The organism is Labilibaculum sp. DW002 (assembly GCF_029029525.1).
Taxonomy (GTDB): domain Bacteria; phylum Bacteroidota; class Bacteroidia; order Bacteroidales; family Marinifilaceae; genus Paralabilibaculum; species Paralabilibaculum antarcticum.
In genome coordinates this window covers 50,817-72,752 of record NZ_JAKJSC010000004.1, presented here as the reverse complement: position 1 = coordinate 72,752, position 21,936 = coordinate 50,817, and the positions used below count along the sequence as shown (strand labels likewise).

The following is a 21,936-nucleotide window of genomic DNA, read 5'->3' as shown; positions in this document are numbered from 1 at the left end:
ATTTCCAATCTACAAAACAATCATCAGGCAACAAAAAATACACAAACAAAAAAATCCCTCAACAACAACTTGTTAAGGGATTCAAATCTAACTAACTTCTATTTCTAATTTACCTCTAAAATCATTGTTGAACGAGCAGGAATATCAAAGCTATCATTCAATTCAAATGTCTCACCAGTGATGATATCTTTTACAGATGATTTTCCACCAAGCATTTCATGATATCTCTTGGTATTTAACTTTACCGATTCGATGTTCTTGTTTAAAATCACCATTACTTTTTCAGTATCAGAATATCGGAAAAAGCTATACAAACCCATGTCTGGCGCATAATGCATTAATTTACCTGAATGAATTACCTCTTTATTCTTTCTCCAGTTCAATATCGTTTTACAAAAGGCTTGTGCATTTTTCTCTTGCTCGCCTAGGCCTTGGCCTGTAAATGCATTTACCTTATCACCTGCCCATCCACCAGGAAAATCGATACGTAATAATCCGTGGTCTCCACCGGCATCACTTTTCGCTAGAATCTCTGTTCCATAATATACCTGAGGGATTCCTCGCATAGTCAACACATAAGTCATCGCCATTTTATACAGATCATAATCACGATCTACCTGATCGAAAATACGAGCCATGTCATGATTATCTGGAAAAATAACCAAGTTATTTGGGTCTGGATACAGTACATCATTAACTAACAACTCATACAAACGAATTAAGCCTGTTCCCCAAGTATCCTCTTGAGTTAATGCTTCCACCAATTTATGTTGCATTGGAAAATCCATAAGGCTTGGTAATTTTGAATCATACCCATCCTTATTCTGCTTTCCTTTTTGCCAGTAAGATACAATTGTAGGGTTTGTACTCCACTCTTCCCCAACAATATTCAAATTCGGATATTCCGCCAATAATCTCAAATCCCATTCTCTCAAAAATTCCGCATCCGAATATGGAAAAGTATCCACACGAATTCCATATAAATTAGCGTATTCAACCCACCAAATAGCATTCTGAATCAGGTAATTTGCCATGAACGGATTGCGTTGATTCAAATCTGGCATTTCTTTTACGAACCATCCATCAGTAAACTGCTTCAAATCTTCTTTCGATGCATATTTATCCTGAACGGTTGTTCTTTTATGAGTACAAGAAATAAATTCTCCTTCATTGTTAATCCAATCTTTTGATGGCATGTCCTTCATCCACCAATGTTCCGAACCACAGTGATTCAAAATTACATCCATAATGATTCCAATACCTTTTTCCTCAGCTAATTTAGATAAGTTCAGATATTCTTCATTACTTCCGAATCGCTCATCAATTTTATAATAATCGGTAGTAGCATAACCATGGTAAGACATGGTCTGATTATTCTCTAATAACGGATTTATCCAAATAGATGTAAATCCCATATCAGAAATGTAATCCAAGTTGTCAATCATTCCCTGAATATCTCCACCATGGCGTCCCGATTTATCCTCTCGATTCAATCCGTCGCTTAAACCTTTTACATTATCATTATCTGGATTTCCATTAGCAAAACGATCTGGTGTAATTAAATACATTGCATCTGCAGACGTAAAGCTTTTGCGTTCGGCCGATCCCTTTCTTCTCTCTTTTAGTTCATAATTGTACTTTACTACAGTTCTCTTTCCCTTTTTAAACAGGATATCAAAACTCCCAGCTGTTAGTTCTGTGCTCAATTTCAAATCAATAAACATATAGTTTGGATTCTCAACCTTACTTACCTTTTCAATACTTACTCCAGGATAATCAATTTCGGCTTGTAGTTCAGCTATATTCTCTCCATGTACCAACAATTGTAAGTTTGTATTCTTCATTCCTACCCACCAAAATGCGGGCTCTAAATGATCAATTTTGTTCTTTGCAAACACAGATACATTGCCTAATAAAAGCACTGTTAATGTAACTAGTAATAATCGTTTCATATGTAAATATTTTTATTTTTCGTTTTTTCCTAAAATGAATTCCAAGGGAATATTCAATCTTTTATTCCAAGCATTTTCACTGTGGTTCTCTCCCGGAAAAAACTTAGTCATCCAATTGGTATCATCGTATCCTTTTGCAGTCATTACCGCATCTACTTTTTCCTGTATGGCAGGATACAAAGCATCCAAAGTTTGATCGCCACAATCGAAGTAGATTTTATGCCCTCTAGGATTTGGTAAATTTTCGCTCAAATAATTAATAAATGCATTCGGCACAGGATTATTATCCAATGTAAATGTTCCAACCCAATGCGTTGACAAACAAGCTGCCCCACCAAAGATATTTGGATACTCGCAAATGGCATACATGGATATCAATCCGCCCATGCTACTTCCCATTATAAAAGTATTTTCCTTCTTGGTATGTACGGAATACTTTTTATCGATGAACGGTTTTAATTCTTTTACAATAAATTTAAGATAATTGTCGGATACAGGTTTAAAAATCTCATTTGTCCTACTCGATCTTTTCAACTGAGCATTTACAGTATCCTTTTCGGTTTGCGATAAATCTTCAAACGGTTTTTGCGGAAAATAATCGATATGCCTTGTTTGCCCACCATTCCAAATACCAACAACTATAAAATCCTTTATCTTATTAGCTTTTAATAATTCTGTGGCAACATTATCGACATCCCAAGCTTGCTTATTCCATGATTTTTCAGGATCATATAACATCTGTCCATCGTGCATGTACAAAACGGAATATTTATGTGTCTCAGAATAACCTTCAGGCAACCAAACGTCAACATTACGCATGGTGACATACTTCGATTGAAAATCTGGGTATTCATCAATGGTACCAATCACATTTCCTTTATTCTGTGAATTGCCTATAAAGCCTATAAATAATAACAGTGTGATCATTCCTAATTTTCTCATATCCATAATTATTTTAAAATCAACAAATAAGATCTACAAACAATATTATAAACTATTCAGAAGAACAAATAATTTTAAGGCTTACAAGTATCCTTAACGATCGGTTGTTGGTATCTAAAAGAATGTAATTCGTACGAATGATCGTATTAAATCCTTCCAAAAACCCACTATTTCCTCTTCAAGTTCTAATAATCTAGATAATATTTCAAGCGTAATGATGGATATTTATGGAATCCCAGTGATTCCTTTAAACGTATTTCGTCCTTGCAAAGCATTAATCCATCCTTTCGGCAAGTTTAAACCGTGCTATAATTTGCAAAATGCACTAAAATCCCTTACATATGTATATTACCAATTTTATCTGCTCACAAATGCAAATCATAACATCCGATAACAAATGGCTTTCCTATATTATTAATAATAGAGCTGTACAACACCTATCTTATTGGATTCTTTTTGTGCTATTCTTTGCTTACGCATGGGGAACTTACGATGCAAATTATCTTAAAACCATTAAGGTAGAACTGATTAATTTACCTGTTAAAATCTTTTTGGTTTATACTGTCATTTATTACCTCTATCCACGACTATTGTTTAAAAGAAAAGTATGGCTTTTTCTTTGTGCTTTTGTCTTAATTGTTTCTTTCACAGCCATTCTTCAACGCATAATTGATAATCTGGTTATTGTAGAGTACTTTTTTCCTAATTGGGAAAAAGCTCCAACCTTCTCATTTTCTCAAATTGTGAGAAGTGCAGTTAATTTAGGTTCGGTTTTAATGTTACCCATGACTGTGAAAACAATGGAATATTTGGCGAAAATTCAACAGCACGAACAAATACTTCAGCGAGAAAAATTAGAAGCTGAATTGATCTTTTTAAAAAATCAGGTACAGCCACATTTTCTGTTTAATACTCTAAATAGCTTGTACTCCTTAATCTTAAAAAAATCAGATCAATCCTTAGATGTAATTCTAAAACTATCGGACTTATTACGATACATGCTTTACGAAACCACTTCTACCCGAGTAGATTTAACGAAGGAGATTGATTGTATAAAAAGCTATTTGGACTTGGAAAAAATTCGTTATGGCAATCGAATAGATTTGAGCTTAAACATTTGGGGAGATATCAGCACAAATCGTATTGCTCCTATGATTATTCTACCATTTATAGAAAACGCCTTTAAGCATAGTACGAAAGGATTTGATGGACAAGCTTGGATTACGATTGAAATTGGTCTTAAGAATAAGAATTTAGTTCTTAAAATAGAAAATAGTGTGCCTGATTCAAGTTCAGATCAGGATTCAATTGTAGGTGGTATTGGTTTGCAAACTGTAAAAAGGAGGTTATCTTTAATTTACCCTGAAAGTCATGATTTAAAAATTGAGTCGACTGAGGAATCGTATAATGTGCATTTAAATTTGAAGTTGCAATGAATATAAAATGTTTAATCGTTGATGATGAAGATTTAGCTCAAGATGTAATTGAAGAATATATTAATCGAATTGATTATTTACAGCTAGAGGGCAAATGCAAAAGTGCCGTGGAAGCTTTGTCTATTTTAAATACAAAACAAATTGATTTGTTATTTCTGGATATCCAAATGCCAGGTTTAACTGGAATTCAATTGCTCAAGAATATTTCTAATCCACCAACCGTTATTTTCACAACAGCCTACTCAGAATTTGCTGTTGAAGGTTTTGAATTAGAAGCCTTGGATTACTTAATTAAGCCTATTCCATTTGGAAGGTTTATTAAGGCTGTCAATAGATATTTCAAGCTTAAAAAACATGATTATCAAATCACGGAGAAAAAGGAATCAATCTTAACAGATCAACCATTCATTTTTGTTAAATCGGATAAGAAAATGGTTAAAGTCTTTCTTCACGAGATCCTTTTCATTGAGAGTCAAAGAAACTACGTGTCAATTTATCTGGAAAATGACAAAGAAATTGTAACCCTTAATACCATCACCAACATTCAAGAGAAACTGCCAGAAAGCAACTTTTTAAGAGTTCATAGATCATTTGTTATCGCGATCAATAAAATTGAGACTTATTCTTCAACAATTATTGGAATAAACAACAATCAAATTCCAATTGGCAGAAACTACAAAACAACGGTTATTAGCACTCTGGAAGAAAACTCCATTACTTAAGTCACAAATAATCTCTAAAATAGAAAAGCCGCTAAAAAGCGGCCTTTCATTGGGATATTGGTTTTCCGAACAAACGGAAATCGGTTTTACTACTTCACGTATACTCTATACTCCCAAGCTTTCATATCTACTGCAAGCTTAGCAGCCAAATCGTGTTTGTTTCCATCTTTATAACAAGCATAGTTGCCTGCATTTGCATCCATTTCCAATGTCGCTTTAACTGGCTCTTTGCCCAGGTTCAAAATCACAATAACTTTGTTTCCTTCTGCCTCACGAGTAAAGGCATAAACTGCTTCATTTTTATCCGATGGAATTCGTACAATCTTTCCACCTTTTATACCATTTTGCAATGCCTTATTTGAGCTCTTTAAAGACAATAATTGCTTGTAGAAAGGTGCAAGGGTTTCATTGCTCCAATCAATCTCATCTTTCTCAAAGAACTTCAAACGCTTGTTCATACCAGCTTCTTGTCCACTGTAAATTAATGGCATACCCGGCATAGTGAAGGTTAGTACGGCAAATGCTTTACCACCTTCGCCCATTCGCTCTTCTATAGTGCCATTCCACGAATTCTCGTCGTGGTTGGTAATGAAATTCATAAGGTATGAGTCAGCAGGGAAAACGGTATCGATCTTCGTAAAGAAAGCTTCCATATCGTTGGCTGTTTTCTTTCCTTTTACCACATCGTTCATAATATGGTGAAAATCCCATCCATATCCCATGTCAAAGGCATTTTCCAATAGCTCATGTCCGCCATCTTCGGCCAGCATGAATACAGGCTTCACAGCGTCCAGTTCTTTACGAGCCGCTTCCCAAAAATCGGTAGGAACCATTCCTGCAACATCGCAACGGAATCCGTCAACATCGGCATTGGTCAACCAAAACTTTAAGGATTCGATCATATACTTACGCATTTCCTGATTCTCGTAGTTCAAATCAGCCGTATCGCTCCAGTCTGTTCCTTCAGGAATTACAATCTCACCCTTTTCGTTCTGAGTGTACCAGTCTTTATGATCTTTCATGATTATATTATCCCAACCTGTATGGTTAGCCACCCAGTCGAGAATCACTTTCATACCCATATCGTGAGCTTGCTTTACCAAACTTTTCAAATCGTCCATAGTACCAAACTCCGGATTCACAGCTTGATAGTCTGCAACAGCGTAATACGATCCCATGCTTCCTTTACGGTTCTTCTCCGAAATAGGATAAACCGGCATTAACCAAAGAATATCCACGCCCATTTCCTTTAAGCGAGGCATATGTTTGGCGAAAGCATTAAGCGTTCCTTCTGGTGTATATTGACGAATGTTCACCTCGTAAATATTGGCATTACGGCTCCATTCTAAAGGCTTTTCAGTTTTCATTTCTTCAGCAACAGCTTTCGCTGCTGGTTTGTTTTGGCAGCCAGCAAGCATTCCTGCTAAAACAGCCATACCCAAAACAATCTGATTCAATTTCTTCATTGCTATTTATTTAGATGATTAGTTTGTGTGTTCTGTATTAACTCTTTACCCTTTTAGGGGTTTAGGGTTATATCCTAGATTTTACAAGAGTTCTAATAATACAATATCAAATTCTGTATCGAAACTTACTTTTCCGTTTTTCACCTTTACAATCTCCCCAGAATAAGCATCATGCAATTTTGTTCCGTTCTCCAAGCCTTCAATTGTCAATTCCTTTTTCCCTATTGGTAAATCCAAACCAACAAAAACCTGATCTTGCAATTCCATGTTGTTATAAGTTCTACTAAAAACATATGGAGTTTCCGAAAGCATCTTATGAACTCCTGCTCCCACAGCTGGATGATCTCTTCGAAACTGACCTAACTTTTGCCAATGGTTCAAAACAGTTTGTGTATTTTTATCGCTTACAATTTGCTCCCAATTCATGAACGAACGTAGCGTTGCATCGCCAACAGTTCCTTCAATTACTAATGGACGAGCTGACTCATCGCCATAGTACACTTGAGAAGTTCCTGGGCACAACAACAATTTATTTGCTGATTCGAAACTTCTTTCTCTTTTGGCATCGAATGGAGATCCATCGTCATGCGAAGTCAAATAATTTAGTATCCCATGACCTTTTAAATCACCTTGAAGGATTTCAGAATAATTCGAGAACAATTCTTCATATGAATTTTGTGCATTGTATTTAAATTCAAAATTGATCAAATCAGTAAAGCCATTTGCATAATAATTTACTTGTTTATCGCCAAAACTGTAAGCAAATTTATGACTAATATTGTATCCATATATTTCTGCAACCGAGTAGAATTCATTATCATCCAACACTTTTTCAGGATTGTTTTTCTTCCACAATTGGAATGCATATTCGCACTCTTTACGAAAATCTCCCCAAACCGATTCTTCCGTATGCTTTACTGTATCTGCACGATAACCATCAATACCAAATTCGATAATGTAATCGCACAACCATTTAATCATATGGTATTTTGGCGTACGCGGATATCCTGTACGAGCAAAGAATTCATCTAATTCTTTCATTTCTTGCTCATATCTTCCTTCGTTTTTCCACTTCTCAGCTAAACTTTTAGGCACAGTTACTTCTAGAGTACTTTCTGTTTTAATGTCTGGTAAATTATCTGTTAAAGTACACTCTGCAGTTGTTTTAAAGTTTTGATAAGTGCAAGTTGGACCTGTTCGTACCCATCCTTCTTCCCAAGCAGGATCTTTTTCTGTTGCTGGTCCTGTATGATTAATTACTGCATCCATCACAATGCGAATTCCTCTCGAATGGGCTACTGCTACTAATTCAGCCAAGTCGTCCATTGTTCCGAAATTTGGATCTAAAGCAGTCCAATCTTTTGCCCAATACCCATGAAAACCATAAGTATTTCCAGTTCCTTCGTCAACCGATCCATGAATTTGCTCAGTAATTGGCGTAAACCAAATGGCATTAATACCTAAATCCGTAAAGTATCCTTCTCTTATTTTCTGGGTAATTCCTTTAATATCTCCACCTTCGAAACCTCTTAATTTCCCAGTTGGTAATTCACGCTCAAAGTTTACATCATTATCTGTTGTTCCATTGTTAAAACGGTCAGTTAATAAGAAGTACAAGTTAGCTCCTTCCCACACAAATGGCTTGTCTTTTTCTGCCACTTCCTTTTCCGATGTTGCACATGCTGATAATAATATCAGCAAAGCTACGTATAGGCTAAATCCTAATCTTTTCATTATTTGGCTAGTTTTATGGTGATAAATTGATTTCCGTCTGCTCCTACTTTAGCTCTAAAGTGGATTGTATTTGATTTTTTACTCCAAGTAAATTCTATCTTTTTCTTTCCTAAAAATACTTTTTTAGGCTCCTTACGAATGTTATGAATTACCCAATTAATCACTTTTTCACTTGCTTTGAAAGCCTTACCCATTTCTGTAGTAAGCGCTAAATTCAATTTCGAATTAGATGTCTCTGACACAAAATTTAGCAATTCATACTGTCCTTTTTCAAAAGCATTAGGCGTTTCTCCATCATCATTATACAAATGACCTTTACTTTCAACAATTGATTTGTTGTGATAGTAATGCAGTTCCAAATTATTAAGTGAATAAGCTCTTGTATTTAGCATTCCATTCATCATTGGAATAAAAGAACCTCCACGTACAAATACAGGAAGCTGATCTTCTCTTGTTTGAATCGTATAGCTTTTGCCGCCTTCATATTTCTTCTCCGACACAAAATCGAACCATACCGAATTAGCAGGCATATACACTTCTTTTTCTTTCAATCCTGCATCCGTAATGGTCGACACTAAAAAAGCATCTCCCCAAAGGTATGTATCCGAAATAGGCAGTAATTCTTTGTTGTCTTGCTCTTCGAAAAACAGAGGACGCATTAAAGGCATTCCCGTCTGGTTATTGTCGAATGCAATCGAATAATTGTAAGGCATTAACTGATATCTCAATTCGATAGATTTCTTTGCTAATGCTTTGGTTTTCGGTTCGCGAAACACAGGTTCCGATGGCACTTCTTCTTGTGCATGTGGTCGAAATATTGGTTGAAAAACACCATACTGCAACCAACGAGTATACAATTCATCATCTAAATTATCTCCTGCAAAACCGCCCAAATCCGAATGCATGTAAGGAATTCCTTGTAAGCCCATTTGCAAGGAAATCTCCGTTTGTGGCTTCAATCCATCCCACGAGCGACTTACATCACCTGTCCATGGAACCATTCCATAACGCTGCGAGCCTACCGCTCCTGCTCTCATTAAAATAAACGGACGCTGATTAGGGAAATCTTTTTGATATCCTTCGAAAACCATTTTTGCCCAATAATGACCGTAAATATTATGCACCTCATCGGCCGAACCATTCACATGCTTCAACTCTGTTGGATGAACCTCTGGCTCTCCTAAATCGCCCCACCAACCAGCAACGCCTTTGTTGGCTAATCCTTTGTAAATATTCCAAAACCAACTAATAGCTTTTGGCTTAAACACATCAATCAAACCTGTATTCCCAAAATAAAAATCGTAGGTATAAGGATTTCCAATTGAATCGGTTCCTAAAACTTCTTCTTTTACAGCCTCATCCCATCGTTTTGATGTGGTTAGAACAAAAGGCTCAGTAATCAGGATTGTCTTTACTCCTTTAGCGTCCAAATCGGCAATCATTTTCTCTGGGTTTGGAAATGAATCTTGTTCAAAAGCCAAATTCCCCATCTCACCTTTCATCTCTTTTCCAAACCAAAATAGGTCCAGAATTATCGCATCAACAGGAATGGAATCTTTCAGAAACTGATCGATTGTTTCGACTGTTTCTTTTTGCGAATGATAGCCAAAACGACTAGAAAAATTGCCAAAACTCCAACGTGGCAACATTGGCTGACGTCCAGTTAAATTCGAAAATTCATAAGTAAAATCTTCCCAAGTATCTCCAACAACAATCTGATAAACTTTTCGACCACTAATACTTTCGTATCGCAGTGTATTGGTATTTTCGCTATCCAAATCCAGATAGCCAATCGGTGCATTATCAAAATGAACCGCGTATTTTTTAGAAGAGATCACCAATGGCATGGTGTAATTCATCAATTCAGATCTGGTACCGTAGCCATAGTGAGCTCTATTGTATAATTGCAATCTATTTCCTCTTCTGTTCATGCCCAAAACACGAGCACCACCACCAAATAGCACTTCATCTTTTTCAATTGTAAAATCGATATTTTCGGTAGAATCTGTTTTTACATATCCATTTTTTTCAGAAATTAATTCATTTCCTTTATAGCTATAGCTGATGTTAAAAGGCAATTTTGAAATCGCAACCGAAATACCTTTCGAAGTATAAACGATGCTTTTCTCATTCTCAATCAAGTTCGAACTACCTGTGCAAGTCTCCAAAACAACTGCATGCGATTTTCCTATTCCCATTTCCCCTTTCGGGATAAAGGCAGTTTCTACAATCTGATCATTGTAGAATTTTATTTCGTAATTTCCTTCATTGGTCATTACTTCCAACTTTTCTTCACTCAATTTATGAGATTGATATACTCGCTGACTGTTTTGCGCAAATGCTGAAAAAGAAGCAAGTACTGCAAACAGAAATACAGAAAAAAACAAGGCAATTTTATTCGTCATCTTCAGAGATTGATAGTTCTTGTGATCGCCAGATCACATTTATTTTAATTCTAAAATTACTGATGTGTTAGGAGCCAAAGAAATACTTCCGTTCGAGAAATCATAAGTTTTCCCGCTAAGAACATCTGTTCCTGATGAAAATTGCTTCATACTTTCTTCGAACCTATTAAGCTTTAAATCTTGTTCCTTTTCATTCTTATTAATCACTACCATTACCGTTTTATCCTCATTACTTCGGAAATAGACGTAAGTGTTATGCTCAGGAATATAATGCATCAGTTTTCCTGTGTGGATTACCGGATTTTCTTTTCTCCAATTCAATAAATTCTTTAGAAAATCAAAAGCTTCATTCTCTTTTTCGGTTCTGCCTTCTGCTGTAAATGCATTTCGTTCGTCACCTTCCCATCCTCCTGGGAAATCAATTCTCATCACGCCATCTCCATCGCTCTTTTTTCCTTCCAAAAGAATTTCCGTTCCAACATACAGCTGTGGAATACCACGTGTTGTTGCAAGAAAAGTCATTAACTGCTTGTACTTATCAATATCACCTTCAAAAGTGGACATGATATGGTCTGTATCGTGGTTTTCAGCGAAAATCAAAAGATTATATGGATCAGCATATAGATAATCAAGCGCCAAAGAATTGTAAAGACGAATTAAACCTTCGCTCCAACCTTCCTTTTCGTTAAAAGCTTTTGGCATAGCAAAGAACAGTGAGAAATCCATCACCGATGGCAATTCAGAGTTAAAGCCATCATGATTAAGAGAGCCCTTTTGCCAGTATGCAATTTCAGCCGGCGTTTCTAACCAAGATTCACCAACAATATTCATATTAGGGTACTCATCCATTATTGATTTACAAATAACAGCCATTCCATGCTTATCGTTATATGGATAAGTATCAATTCTAATCCCACCTAAATCAGCATATTCAATCCACCAGATCGTATTTTGAGCAAAATAAGTTACTAGAAAATCATTCTTTTGGTTCAAGTCTGGCATACTCGTATCAAACCAACCATTAAAATTCTTATCGTAATCTGTTTTCGAAACATAAGGATCATTGGTTGTACTCTTACGATGATTTGAGTTGGTATACTCAGGGAAAGTATGTACCCAGTCTTTTGTAGGTAAATCATTCATCCACCAGTGGGCTGATCCACAATGGTTGGTAACAACGTCCATTACAATTTTAATTCCACGCTTTTTAGCTTCTGCCGATAAACGGGCATAATCATCGTTGTTTCCATAACGCGCATCGATATGGTAATAATCTGTAATAGCATAAGTGTGGTAAGACACCGTAGGTTGGTTGTCTTCCATTAATGGTGTACTCCAAATTGCAGTAACACCCAATTCTTTTAAATAATCAAGGTGATTAATCATCCCTTGAATATCTCCTCCGTGACGCCCATCCGGGTTTTCACGATCAAATTTATCTGTTAACTTTTCAACTGAATCATTGTTGGGATTACCATTTGCGAAACGATCCGGCATTAACAAATACATCACATCTGATTCGTTAAATCCAATACGTTTAGCCGAATTTTCTCTTCTTTCTTTTAATTCATATTGATAACTCGCCTTCGTTTTACCATCCAAAGAAAAATTGATATCAAAATGCCCTGCCTTAGTTCCTTGCTTGATCATTAGATTAACAAACAAATAATTGGGCATATCTGTTTTTATAATGTCATCTATCCTAACACCAGCGTAATTAACACTTACATCGTACTCTGAAATATTATCTCCATGAATCAAAAGCTGTAAGCTCGGATTCTTCATATCCACCCACCAAAACATTGGTTCTACCTTTTCAATTTTTAGATCTTTAGAAAAACAGTTTAAACTAAAGAATGAAATAAAAAGAAAAGAAATCAAATAAGCTCTCATACAATTAGATTAGGTCATTATAAAAATCAGGATAAGAGATACACTCCTATCCTGAATTATTTTATTTATAAATTAAGCGTGTTCGATCACCAAACTGCTTGATTTTTCGATTACATATTCGTCATCAACAATAAAAATTGAGATATCTTCTCCTTCTTCATTAATAACGCCAACACCTTCTTCAGACACTCTTACATTTACCAAGTTTCCTCTAAAGCGTACTTTAAAGGAATATGATTTCCATTTTTCCGGAATAAGTGGCTTAAGACTTAATTGTCCATTAACCACACGCATACCACCAAAACCTTCTACAATAGACATCCATGTTCCAGCCATACTTGTAATATGCAAACCTTCGTGAGCTTCTCGATTGTAATCATCAAGATCCAAACGAGACGTTCTCAAATACATTTCGTAAGCACTGTCGATATCACCAATCTTAGATGCTAAAATTGAATGGATACATGGCGACAAAGATGATTCATGAAGTGTTCTTGGCTCATAGAAGTTATAATTCTTCTTAATGGTTTCCATATCATAATTCTCCTCAAACAGGTAGATTCCTTGCAGAACATCGGCTTGTTTGATAAAACATGAACGAAGAATTCTATCCCAAGACCAAAACTGGTTAATTGGACGGAACTGAGGATCTAAATCAGAAGCAGTTAATTGCTCCTTATCCATAAAACCATCTTGCTGCATGAAGACACCTGTTTCCTCATCCATTGGGAAATGCATGTTTTCAAGGATATCATTCCAGCGACTTGTTTCCTGATCGAAATCGAAGTTCAAGTTCTTCATGATTTCTTCGTATCGTACAGGATTACTTTCTTTCACATATTTGAAAGCCTCTTGAGTATATGACATACACCAACAAGCAATGGTATTTGTGTACCAGTTGTTGTTTACGTTGTTCTCATATTCATTAGGCCCGGTAACGCCAAGCATTACATATTTCTTCTTCGCTGTAGAGTAAGTTACTCTTTGGCTCCAGAAACGTGAAATTCCAACCAAAACATCAAGACCATATTCAGCTAAGTAAGCCTTATCATCGGTATGACGGATATAATTGTAAATGGCAAATGCAATCGCTCCATTACGATGAATTTCTTCAAAGGTAATTTCCCACTCATTATGACATTCTTCACCATTCATGGTAACCATAGGGTAAAGTGCAGCTCCACTGTTAAAACCTAGCTTCTCTGCATTTTCAATCGCTTTCTGCAATTGTTTATGACGATAAACCAAAAGATTTCGAGTTACCTCAGGACGAGATGTACTCAAGTAGAAAGGCACACAGTAGGCTTCTGTATCCCAATAAGTAGATCCACCATATTTTTCACCGGTAAACCCTTTAGGACCGATATTCAATCGCTCATCCTCACCTGTATAGGTTTGATTCAACTGGAAAATATTAAATCGTATCGCTTGCTGAGCAGCAACATCACCTTCAATTGTGATATCACTATTTGCCCATTTATCAGCCCAAGCTGCTACATGTTCATTCAATAAAGAGTCATATCCTTTTTGATGCGCTTCGCTAACAACTTTTTCAGCATCATTCATAATCTCAGTCTTGCTGTGATTTAATGAGCTTAATACACTTGCGTATTTATAAATTACTACTTCTTCGCCTTGGCAAATATCAACTACGACAGTATTGGATACATATTTTTCCTCTTCGATTAAAGATGGAACAACTGTTTGTTTCTTATCATCTTTGTAAAGGTCATATTTCATCCCCATACAAACATGGAAATCTAACTTTTTAGTACGAGCAGTGATATACGCTTCACCTGTTATCGACTTGGCATTTAAGACATCCCAAAACTTTTCATCGTAATTGGAATCTTCATTTTTAACATCGGCATCGATATAAGAATTGAAACTAATTTTACCATCAAAATTTAAAGCCGTAACAGAGTAACGAATCACTCCTACTTCTGAAGTCACAATACTTAAGAATCGTTTACCTTCTACTTTTACTTGATTACCATTGCTCATAGTTGCAATGAAAGAACGTTTCAAAACACCTTCTTTCATATTAAGTGTACGAACAAATTCGCTAAGCTTACATTTTGCTAAATCAAGCATCTCTCCGTTTATTTTAACGTCGATACCAATCCAGTTTGGTGCATTTAATACCTTAGCAAAATACTCAGGGTAACCATTTTTCCACCAACCTACACGAGTTTTATCTGGATAATAAACACCGGCAATGTAAGTTCCTTGTAGAGTCTTGCCAGAATATGCTTCCTCGAACATAGCTCGTTGGCCCATATTTCCATTACCAAGACTAAATATACTTTCAGATGACTGGTGGTTTTCAGGATTAAATCCTTCCTCTATAATGCACCACTCATCATGCTTTAAATACTCGTTCATGATTGATTTTCTTTAAATAATCTACCTCGGATCTTAAAAGTTTAATTGAGCCATAGAGAACCCAACAAATCCAGGAACTACAAAATTGGCTTTATTCAAAACATCAGGAGAACCTATCCCAACACATCGCATTCCGCCATTTATAGCAGCTTCAACCCCCGCTTCAGCATCCTCAAACACCACACAGTTGGCAGGTTCAGAATTTAAAAGTTCCGCTCCCTTAAGAAATACTTCAGGGTCTGGTTTTGCTTTGCTAACATGAGTTCCATCAACGATAGCATCGAAATATGATGTCAATTTTAGTTGTTCAAGAATGGTCATGGCATTCTTGCTTGCAGAACCTAAAGCAATCTTAATACCTTTTGCCTTTAAGTCCTCAAAAAAATCTTTTACACCTGGAAGAATTTCTTCAGGCGTCATCTTAAGAATGTATTCTAAATATTCCTCATTCTTTTTAGCTGCTAGTTTCAATTGAGTCTCTTCATCAAGATCAACTCCTCCAATTTCCATAAGAATTTCGAGAGAACGCATTCGGCTTACACCTTTTAAACGCTCATTATCTTCCTCTGTAAAATCGAAGCCTAAACCATTGGCCAAGCTTTTCCAAGCTATATAGTGGTATTTTGCTGTATCGACAACAACACCATCTAAATCAAAAATACATGCACTAATCTTTTCCATCGGTTCTTTAATAATTATGAATTTGAAGTTTCTTCTGCTTTGATAAAAAATACAGAAACTGCACCAAGCATCATCATGACACCAGCAAGTACTAAAATGTAAATTGCTTGTTCATGGAAGAATATTTTTAAAATAGATCCACCAAACAGACCACTTACAATTTGTGGAATTACAACCGTTAAGTTGAATAAGCCCATATAAATCCCCATACGTTTTGCAGGCAATGAACCAGATAGAATGGCATATGGCATTGCTAAAATTGCTGCCCATGCTACTCCAATTCCTATCATTGAAACAAATAACATATTAGGATCATGAAATAAATAAGTAGAAATGAATCCAATACCTCCAGATAGAAGTGCAATTGCATACACAAATTTTCGGCTGGTCTTACGAATTAAAGAAGGCATTGCCACTGAAAACAGAGCAGCAAATAAACTGTAAGCTGCGAAACACAGTCCTACCCAGTTAGCAGCTTCATTATAAGCAGGAGATCCTGCATCACCAATTGGTGTATTCCAATAATGTTGCGCAAAAGCAGGCGTTGCGTAAACCCACATCAAGAAAAGAGGAAACCAAGAGAATAATTGAACAACAGCCAATTGCTTCATTGTTTTCGGCATATTTCTTAACAAGTAGAAAAAGCTTTCTTTCTTTTCTTTATCCTCAGCCGTAATATTATTATAGGCTTCAAATTTCTCCGGAGGATATTCTTTAGTTTTAAATACAGTCACTAATACACTCAACAGTAATATTGAACCTCCTAAGTAGAATGACCAAATTACTGAGGGCGCAACCTCACCAGCTGGAGCATTATTTTGTACCCCCATCCAAGTCAGTAAAAAAGGCAATGCCGAACCAATTACAGCACCAACATTAATTAGAAAACTTTGGATTGAATAGCCTACATTTCTTTGCTCTTCAGGCGTCATATCAGCCACAAGTGCTCTAAATGGTTGAAAGGTTACATTAAATGAACCATCCATTACTGCTAGCATTAAAGCACCAAATATTAGGGCACCTACTCCTCCTGCAGAAATTACATAGGGAGCATTAGGCATAAAAAACATTGCTATCATTGATAAAATTGCACCACCTAAAATATAAGGTGATCTTCTACCAAATCGATTCCAAGTTTTATCACTAGCTGCACCAACAACAGGCTGTATTAACAGCCCCATAACTGGGGCAACTAACCAAAATAATGACAATGAGTGCAAATCAGCACCTAAATTCGACAGAATTCTACTGGCATTGGCATTTTGTAATGCAAAACCAAATTGCACACCTAAAAAGCCGAAACTTAAATTCCAGATCTGCCAAAAATTTAAACGAGGTTGTTTATTCATTGATCGTTGATTTTGTCTTTCAAAAAAAATGATTGACGTTTTAATTACAATACCATTGCTTGAATTGATTCAAAACAATACAATCTGCATTGCTGTATCAAAACAAACTAATTATGAAGATATAATTTTGGAATTTAGATCTAAGTACAAATCAATTTGATCTGCATTAAATAAGACTAACTTAAGCATTTAACACCAAACTTGTGTTAAATGAATATTAGATCTGCTGCATTTCCATCATTCTATCTGGAAACGAGATCAATAATAAAGGAAGTAATTATTATAATATAGTCGGAATAGAGGTTTCCCTCTGGATTCAAAATTAGAGAAAAAATTACATTTAGTCAAAACATTGAAGTCACACCAATGCACGAAACTCAATAAAATAAGGCTAGACAACCTATATCAAACGTTTGCAATAAATTTCAAAAAAAATGCATTTTTTATTCAAACAAAGCTAATTTCATCATCAAAATTGGCAATCAAGTATCAAAAAGGCATAAAAAAAGCTGCAATAAAGCAGCTCTAAAAATATCTTCCTATATAATATTATATACGCTTAGTAGATTCACGTACAATTAAGTTCGTTTTCACAACCTTTGTGACAGGTTCGTAATCCATATTCCCCTCGACTATTCGGTCAACTAACAATTCTGTTGCTTTTAATCCTACTTCATGACCATGCTGCTCCAGTGTTGTCAATGCAGGATCAGTTACTCGAGAAACTAAACCATCAGTAAAACCAATAATCGAAATATCTTCAGGCACTTTTAAGCCAAATTTCTTAATTACCGACAATGCACCTGCTGCGGTCATTTCATTTACAGCAAAAATTGCATCTGGTGGCTCCGCCATATTTAGTAGGTCAGGAGTCTTAATGATGGCCTCATCAAAACTATCACATTTGATTACCAAGTCTTCGACAAAAGGTAATTTGTTCTTTACCAAAGCTTGCCTGTATCCTTTTTGTCTATTTTGCCCTAATAACATATGCTGTGGCGCTGATAAATGAGCAATACGTTTACAGCCCGTATCTATAAGATGTTGCACTGCGGAAAAAGCTCCCGCAAAATCATCAACAATCACATTATCTGATGATAATTCATTACAAATACGATCAAAAAACACAATGGGTATCCCGTTACTTCTTAACTCTCTAAAATGATCAAAATCCTTTGTTTCTTTTGACATTGAAACCAAAACACCATCTACCCGGCTAGACAACAAGGCTTGTGCATTATCTAGTTCTCGTTTAAAAGATTCATTCGATTGAAAAATCATTACATTATAACCAGCATCGTGAGCAATTTTCTCAATACCACTGATAACAGACGAAAAGAAATGGTGAACAATTTCGGGGATAATAACACCAATAACATTACTCTTACTACTCCTTAAGCTTAAGGCAACTGCATTAGGCTTATAATTCCAAGCTTTTGCTAATGCATTTACCGCTTCCTTAGTTTTTACACTAATATCAGGATGATCTTTTAAAGCTCTTGAAACTGTTGAAGCTGAAATACCTAATTCTTTTGCAATATCTTTAATCGTTACCTGCCCGCTTCTCATAAAAAAGTCTTAATTTAATAGATAAGAACATACAAACTATACTAACTCAACAATATGATTCAAAACATGATAGACAGTATCTCATCAACTACTGAAAGCATTGTAAATATAGGAAAAATTAAACAATTCAATGGGCTGTAGCATATTTTATTTACATCATATTAACGTATTTGTATTTTTAAATATCAAACGTTTGCGGTGACGTTTGCGACGATTTTAAACTCGTTAATTATTAATCAATTAATCGAACAATTTCACATTCTTTAACTTTAGGGCATAAAACAATTAAGGCTAACTTAAGATTAAGGTCATATTGGTTTGTTAAAAAGGAAGAACCCAGGTCGGAAATGCGAGTTCATATAGTAACAACCAAAAAACCTTAATCATTAACTAACTTCTTATTTATCTTAAATTTTAAATTTATGAAACTTAACATTAGTATGTTCAGAAAGCTGCTTCTCCTGTTAGTTTTGGTATGCTCAATTACCATTTCGCAAGCACAGGAAAAAACAGTTACTGGTACAGTTACCGATGCAAACGATGGCATGGGAATCCCTGGTGTTTCCATAGTTGTAAAAGGAACAACAGTAGGAACAAGTACTGATATCGATGGTAAATTTACTATCTCTGTAGATGCCAACGCTACAATAATTTACTCCTTTGTAGGATATCGTCCTCAAGAAGTATTAGTTGGTAACCAAACTCAAATCAATATTATATTGAGTGTTGAAACCGAAAATCTTTCAGAAGTAGTTGTGATCGGTTACGGTACCGTTAAAAAAGAAGACAAGACCGGTTCTGTTTCAAGCGTTTCTTCAAAAGATTTTAATAAAGGTAACATTACCTCACCACAAGATCTTTTAGTAGGTAAATCTGCCGGAGTTGTTATTACTTCAGCTGGTGGTGCTCCTGGTTCTGGATCTACAATTCGTATTCGTGGAGGTTCTTCTTTCAATGCATCAAATGATCCATTAATTATTGTTGATGGAATGCCAATTGAAAGTGTTGGAAACAATGTAAGTGGTAGTTCAAATGCTCTATCATTCATCAATCCAAATGACATTGAAACATTTACCGTATTAAAAGATGCATCATCGACAGCAATTTACGGATCTCGTGCTTCCAATGGTGTCATTCTTATTACAACTAAAAAAGGTAAAAAAGGATCTCCTTTAAAAGTAAACTACAGTGGAAGTGTTTCTGTTGCCTCAGCAATTGATTATATCGATGTTTTTTCTGGTGATCAGGTAAGAAAAATTGCCAATGAGAACAGAAATCTATACGATGCTGTAAATTATGACAAATTAGGAACTGAAAATACTGACTGGCAGAAAGAAATCTTCCGTACAGCGATATCTCACGATCATAATTTAGCTTTTTCAGGATCGAAGAAAAACCTTCCTTATCGTGTTTCTTTAGGATATACAGATCAAAATGGTATTTTGCAAACTTCTGAAATGCAAAGAACCACTGGAACCTTAAATTTAAACCCTAGCTTTTTTAATGATGCTCTTAAGGTAAACATGAATGCTAAGTTCATGATGACCAATAATAATTTTGGTGATGATGGAGCAATTGGTTCTGCAATTTCAATGGATCCAACGCAACCTATCAAAGATGGTAACACAAACTCAGATGGTTATTACCAGTGGCAAAATTATGGTGCTAACCTTGGTACACCAAATCCGGTAGAACAAGCTAAGGCTGTAAATAACAAAGCTGACGTATATCGATTTGTTGGAAACCTGAAATTAAATTACACGCTTCCTTTCGTAACAGGGATGCAAGCTAATTTAAACCTTGCTACTGACTATGCTAAAAGTGATGGACAGAATAATCGTCCAACAACTTCACCGTCAACTTTGGTTCCTTCTGCTTGGGGTAAGTTAAGTGATTATACTGCCAAGAATAAGAACAATCTTCTTGATTTCTATTTGAACTACAAAAAAGAATTCAATACAGATCACAGATTAGATGTAACTGCAGGATATTCATGGCAGCATTTTGAAAGAGAAGATACTAACTACACAAGATCAATAGAAGATGCTGATCACCCATTACAGGTTGATAATGATACAGCTTCTGAAACCGAAAATTACCTTGTTTCATTCTTTGGTCGTATGAACTATGCCTTAATGAATAAATATCTTTTTACAGGAACATTTAGATATGATGGATCTTCAAGATTTTCTGAAGATAACCGTTGGGGATTTTTCCCTTCTGCTGCATTTGCTTGGAAAATGCATGAAGAATCGTTCCTAAAAGATGTAGATGTTGTTTCTAATCTTAAGCTAAGATTAGGTTGGGGTATTACAGGTCAGCAAGATATCTCGGATAATGATTATCCTTATCAAGCACAATACATTACATCTCAACAAGGTTACTACTACCCAATTAATGGTTCATTCATTCCTACGTTAAGACCAAACACGTATGATCCTGATATTAAATGGGAAGAAACTACAACTCAGAATATAGCTGTTGATTTTGGTTTTTTAAATAATCGTATTAATGGTACAATCGATTACTATTTTAGAGAAACAAAAAATCTATTAAATAATGTAACTATTCCTAGTGGAAGTAATTTCTCTAATAGATTATATACTAATGTTGGTAGTCTTGAAAACAAAGGTATTGAAGTTTCATTAAACGTTGTTGCAATTTCTACTCCAGATATGTCTTTAAATATTGGACTGAATTACACACACAACGAGAATAAACTAACTAAATTACTACTAACAGATGATCCTGAATACATTGGTGTTACTGAAGGTGGAGGTATGACAGGTGTTAGACAAATCACTAGAGTTGGTGAAGCTGCACATTCATTCTTTGTAAATTCTCAAGTTTATGACGCTAATGGTAAGCCGATTGAAGGACTTTATGATGATTTAGCTGGTAATGGTGGTGTGATTAGTGGAGATAACGCTAACAAGTACATCTATCACAATCCTACTCCTGAAGATATCTTTGGTATCTCTGCTCGTTTCAATTACAAGAAATTTGATATGTCAACATCCTTGCGTGCTAACATTGGCAACTACGTTTTAAACCAAGTAGCAGCAGGTGCGTCATATGATCAAATGCAACAAATCGGTTACTGGAAAAATATGCCAACCTATTTGGGCGAAACGAATTTTGTTAAACGTCAATTTACTTCTGATTATTTTATCCAGAATGCATCATTCTTGAAAATGGATAATCTTAGTGCTGGATACACTTTTGATAAATTTGCAGGAAAAGATATTAATGCAAGGGTAAGTTTTACCGTTCAGAATGTATTTACAATTACAAAATATGATGGTCTTGATCCTGAAGTTGATGGCGGAGTTGATGATAACTTTTATCCTAGACCACGCACATTTACAATGGGTGTAAACTTAACGTTCTAAAATACAAAAG

The 21,936-nt window shown here is 35.5% G+C and carries 13 protein-coding genes; 3 read left to right on the top strand and 10 right to left on the bottom strand.

Annotated elements, in window-relative coordinates; all coding sequences use genetic code 11:
- Positions 1–104 precede the first annotated feature (104 nt).
- The gene (locus tag L3049_RS15635; protein ID WP_275110756.1) at positions 105–1,952 is read right to left on the bottom strand and encodes a glycoside hydrolase family 13 protein; all 1,848 of its coding nucleotides are present in this window, start codon (positions 1,950–1,952) and stop codon (positions 105–107) included.
- 12 nt (positions 1,953–1,964) lie between these two features.
- Positions 1,965–2,894, bottom strand: a complete 930-nt coding sequence (locus L3049_RS15630) for an alpha/beta hydrolase (protein WP_275110755.1) — start codon at positions 2,892–2,894, stop codon at positions 1,965–1,967.
- Between the two features lie 371 nt (positions 2,895–3,265).
- On the opposite strand from L3049_RS15630, the gene L3049_RS15625 reads away from it, so the two are divergent.
- Together L3049_RS15625 and L3049_RS15620 are read left to right on the top strand one after the other, a co-directional pair.
- The gene (locus L3049_RS15625; RefSeq protein WP_275110754.1) at positions 3,266–4,330 is read left to right on the top strand and encodes a sensor histidine kinase; all 1,065 of its coding nucleotides are present in this window, start codon (positions 3,266–3,268) and stop codon (positions 4,328–4,330) included.
- Positions 4,327–5,052: a LytR/AlgR family response regulator transcription factor gene (locus L3049_RS15620; RefSeq protein ID WP_275110753.1), complete on the top strand. Its 726-nt coding sequence runs from the start codon at positions 4,327–4,329 to the stop codon at positions 5,050–5,052. Before L3049_RS15625 ends, L3049_RS15620 begins: the two co-directional genes overlap by 4 nt.
- A gap of 89 nt (positions 5,053–5,141) precedes the next feature.
- Here the strand turns inward: L3049_RS15620 and L3049_RS15615 are convergent, their stop codons facing one another.
- The 8 genes from L3049_RS15615 to L3049_RS15580 form a co-directional block, all read right to left on the bottom strand.
- Positions 5,142–6,518: an alpha-amylase family glycosyl hydrolase gene (locus L3049_RS15615; RefSeq protein WP_275110752.1), complete on the bottom strand. Its 1,377-nt coding sequence runs from the start codon at positions 6,516–6,518 to the stop codon at positions 5,142–5,144.
- An 81-nt stretch (positions 6,519–6,599) separates the two neighbouring features.
- Complete coding sequence (locus L3049_RS15610) at positions 6,600–8,252, bottom strand: alpha-amylase family glycosyl hydrolase (protein WP_275110751.1); 1,653 nt, start codon at positions 8,250–8,252, stop codon at positions 6,600–6,602.
- Positions 8,252–10,657 carry a glycoside hydrolase family 31 protein gene (locus L3049_RS15605; RefSeq protein WP_275110750.1) on the bottom strand — a complete coding sequence of 802 codons (2,406 nt, stop codon included), beginning with the start codon at positions 10,655–10,657 and terminating at the stop codon, positions 8,252–8,254. Before L3049_RS15605 ends, L3049_RS15610 begins: the two co-directional genes overlap by 1 nt.
- 39 nt (positions 10,658–10,696) lie before the next feature.
- Positions 10,697–12,550 (bottom strand): glycoside hydrolase family 13 protein, encoded by a 1,854-nt coding sequence (locus tag L3049_RS15600; RefSeq protein WP_275110749.1) that lies wholly within the window; start codon positions 12,548–12,550, stop codon positions 10,697–10,699.
- 72 nt (positions 12,551–12,622) lie between these two features.
- On the bottom strand, positions 12,623–14,935 hold the full coding sequence (locus L3049_RS15595) for a glycoside hydrolase family 65 protein (protein ID WP_275110748.1): 2,313 nt from the start codon (positions 14,933–14,935) through the stop codon (positions 12,623–12,625).
- Positions 14,936–14,968: 33 nt separating this feature from the next.
- Positions 14,969–15,616, bottom strand: coding sequence for a beta-phosphoglucomutase (gene pgmB, locus L3049_RS15590; RefSeq protein ID WP_275110747.1), 648 nt, complete (start codon positions 15,614–15,616; stop codon positions 14,969–14,971).
- 14 nt (positions 15,617–15,630) lie between these two features.
- Complete coding sequence (locus L3049_RS15585; protein WP_275110746.1) at positions 15,631–16,965, bottom strand: MFS transporter; 1,335 nt, start codon at positions 16,963–16,965, stop codon at positions 15,631–15,633.
- Positions 16,966–17,514: 549 nt separating this feature from the next.
- Positions 17,515–18,534, bottom strand: coding sequence for a LacI family DNA-binding transcriptional regulator (locus tag L3049_RS15580; protein WP_275110745.1), 1,020 nt, complete (start codon positions 18,532–18,534; stop codon positions 17,515–17,517).
- Positions 18,535–18,956: 422 nt separating this feature from the next.
- Between L3049_RS15580 and L3049_RS15575 the strand changes: the two genes are divergently transcribed.
- Positions 18,957–21,926 (top strand): SusC/RagA family TonB-linked outer membrane protein, encoded by a 2,970-nt coding sequence (locus tag L3049_RS15575; protein WP_275110744.1) that lies wholly within the window; start codon positions 18,957–18,959, stop codon positions 21,924–21,926.
- Positions 21,927–21,936: the final 10 nt, after the last annotated feature.

Bases quoted from the DNA above. Each gene is read 5' to 3' on its own strand.
- L3049_RS15595 (WP_275110748.1), bottom strand. From the start codon at position 14,935: ATGAACGAGTATTTAAAGCATGATGAGTGGTGCATTATAGAGGAAGGA.
- L3049_RS15585 (WP_275110746.1), bottom strand. From the start codon at position 16,965: ATGAATAAACAACCTCGTTTAAATTTTTGGCAGATCTGGAATTTAAGT.
- L3049_RS15635 (WP_275110756.1), bottom strand. From the start codon at position 1,952: ATGAAACGATTATTACTAGTTACATTAACAGTGCTTTTATTAGGCAAT.
- pgmB (WP_275110747.1), bottom strand. From the start codon at position 15,616: ATGGAAAAGATTAGTGCATGTATTTTTGATTTAGATGGTGTTGTTGTC.
- L3049_RS15615 (WP_275110752.1), bottom strand. From the start codon at position 6,518: ATGAAGAAATTGAATCAGATTGTTTTGGGTATGGCTGTTTTAGCAGGA.
- L3049_RS15625 (WP_275110754.1), top strand. From the start codon at position 3,266: ATGCAAATCATAACATCCGATAACAAATGGCTTTCCTATATTATTAAT.
- L3049_RS15630 (WP_275110755.1), bottom strand. From the start codon at position 2,894: ATGAGAAAATTAGGAATGATCACACTGTTATTATTTATAGGCTTTATA.
- L3049_RS15600 (WP_275110749.1), bottom strand. From the start codon at position 12,550: ATGAGAGCTTATTTGATTTCTTTTCTTTTTATTTCATTCTTTAGTTTA.
- L3049_RS15610 (WP_275110751.1), bottom strand. From the start codon at position 8,252: ATGAAAAGATTAGGATTTAGCCTATACGTAGCTTTGCTGATATTATTA.
- L3049_RS15580 (WP_275110745.1), bottom strand. From the start codon at position 18,534: ATGAGAAGCGGGCAGGTAACGATTAAAGATATTGCAAAAGAATTAGGT.
- L3049_RS15620 (WP_275110753.1), top strand. From the start codon at position 4,327: ATGAATATAAAATGTTTAATCGTTGATGATGAAGATTTAGCTCAAGAT.
- L3049_RS15605 (WP_275110750.1), bottom strand. From the start codon at position 10,657: ATGACGAATAAAATTGCCTTGTTTTTTTCTGTATTTCTGTTTGCAGTA.
- L3049_RS15575 (WP_275110744.1), top strand. From the start codon at position 18,957: ATGAAACTTAACATTAGTATGTTCAGAAAGCTGCTTCTCCTGTTAGTT.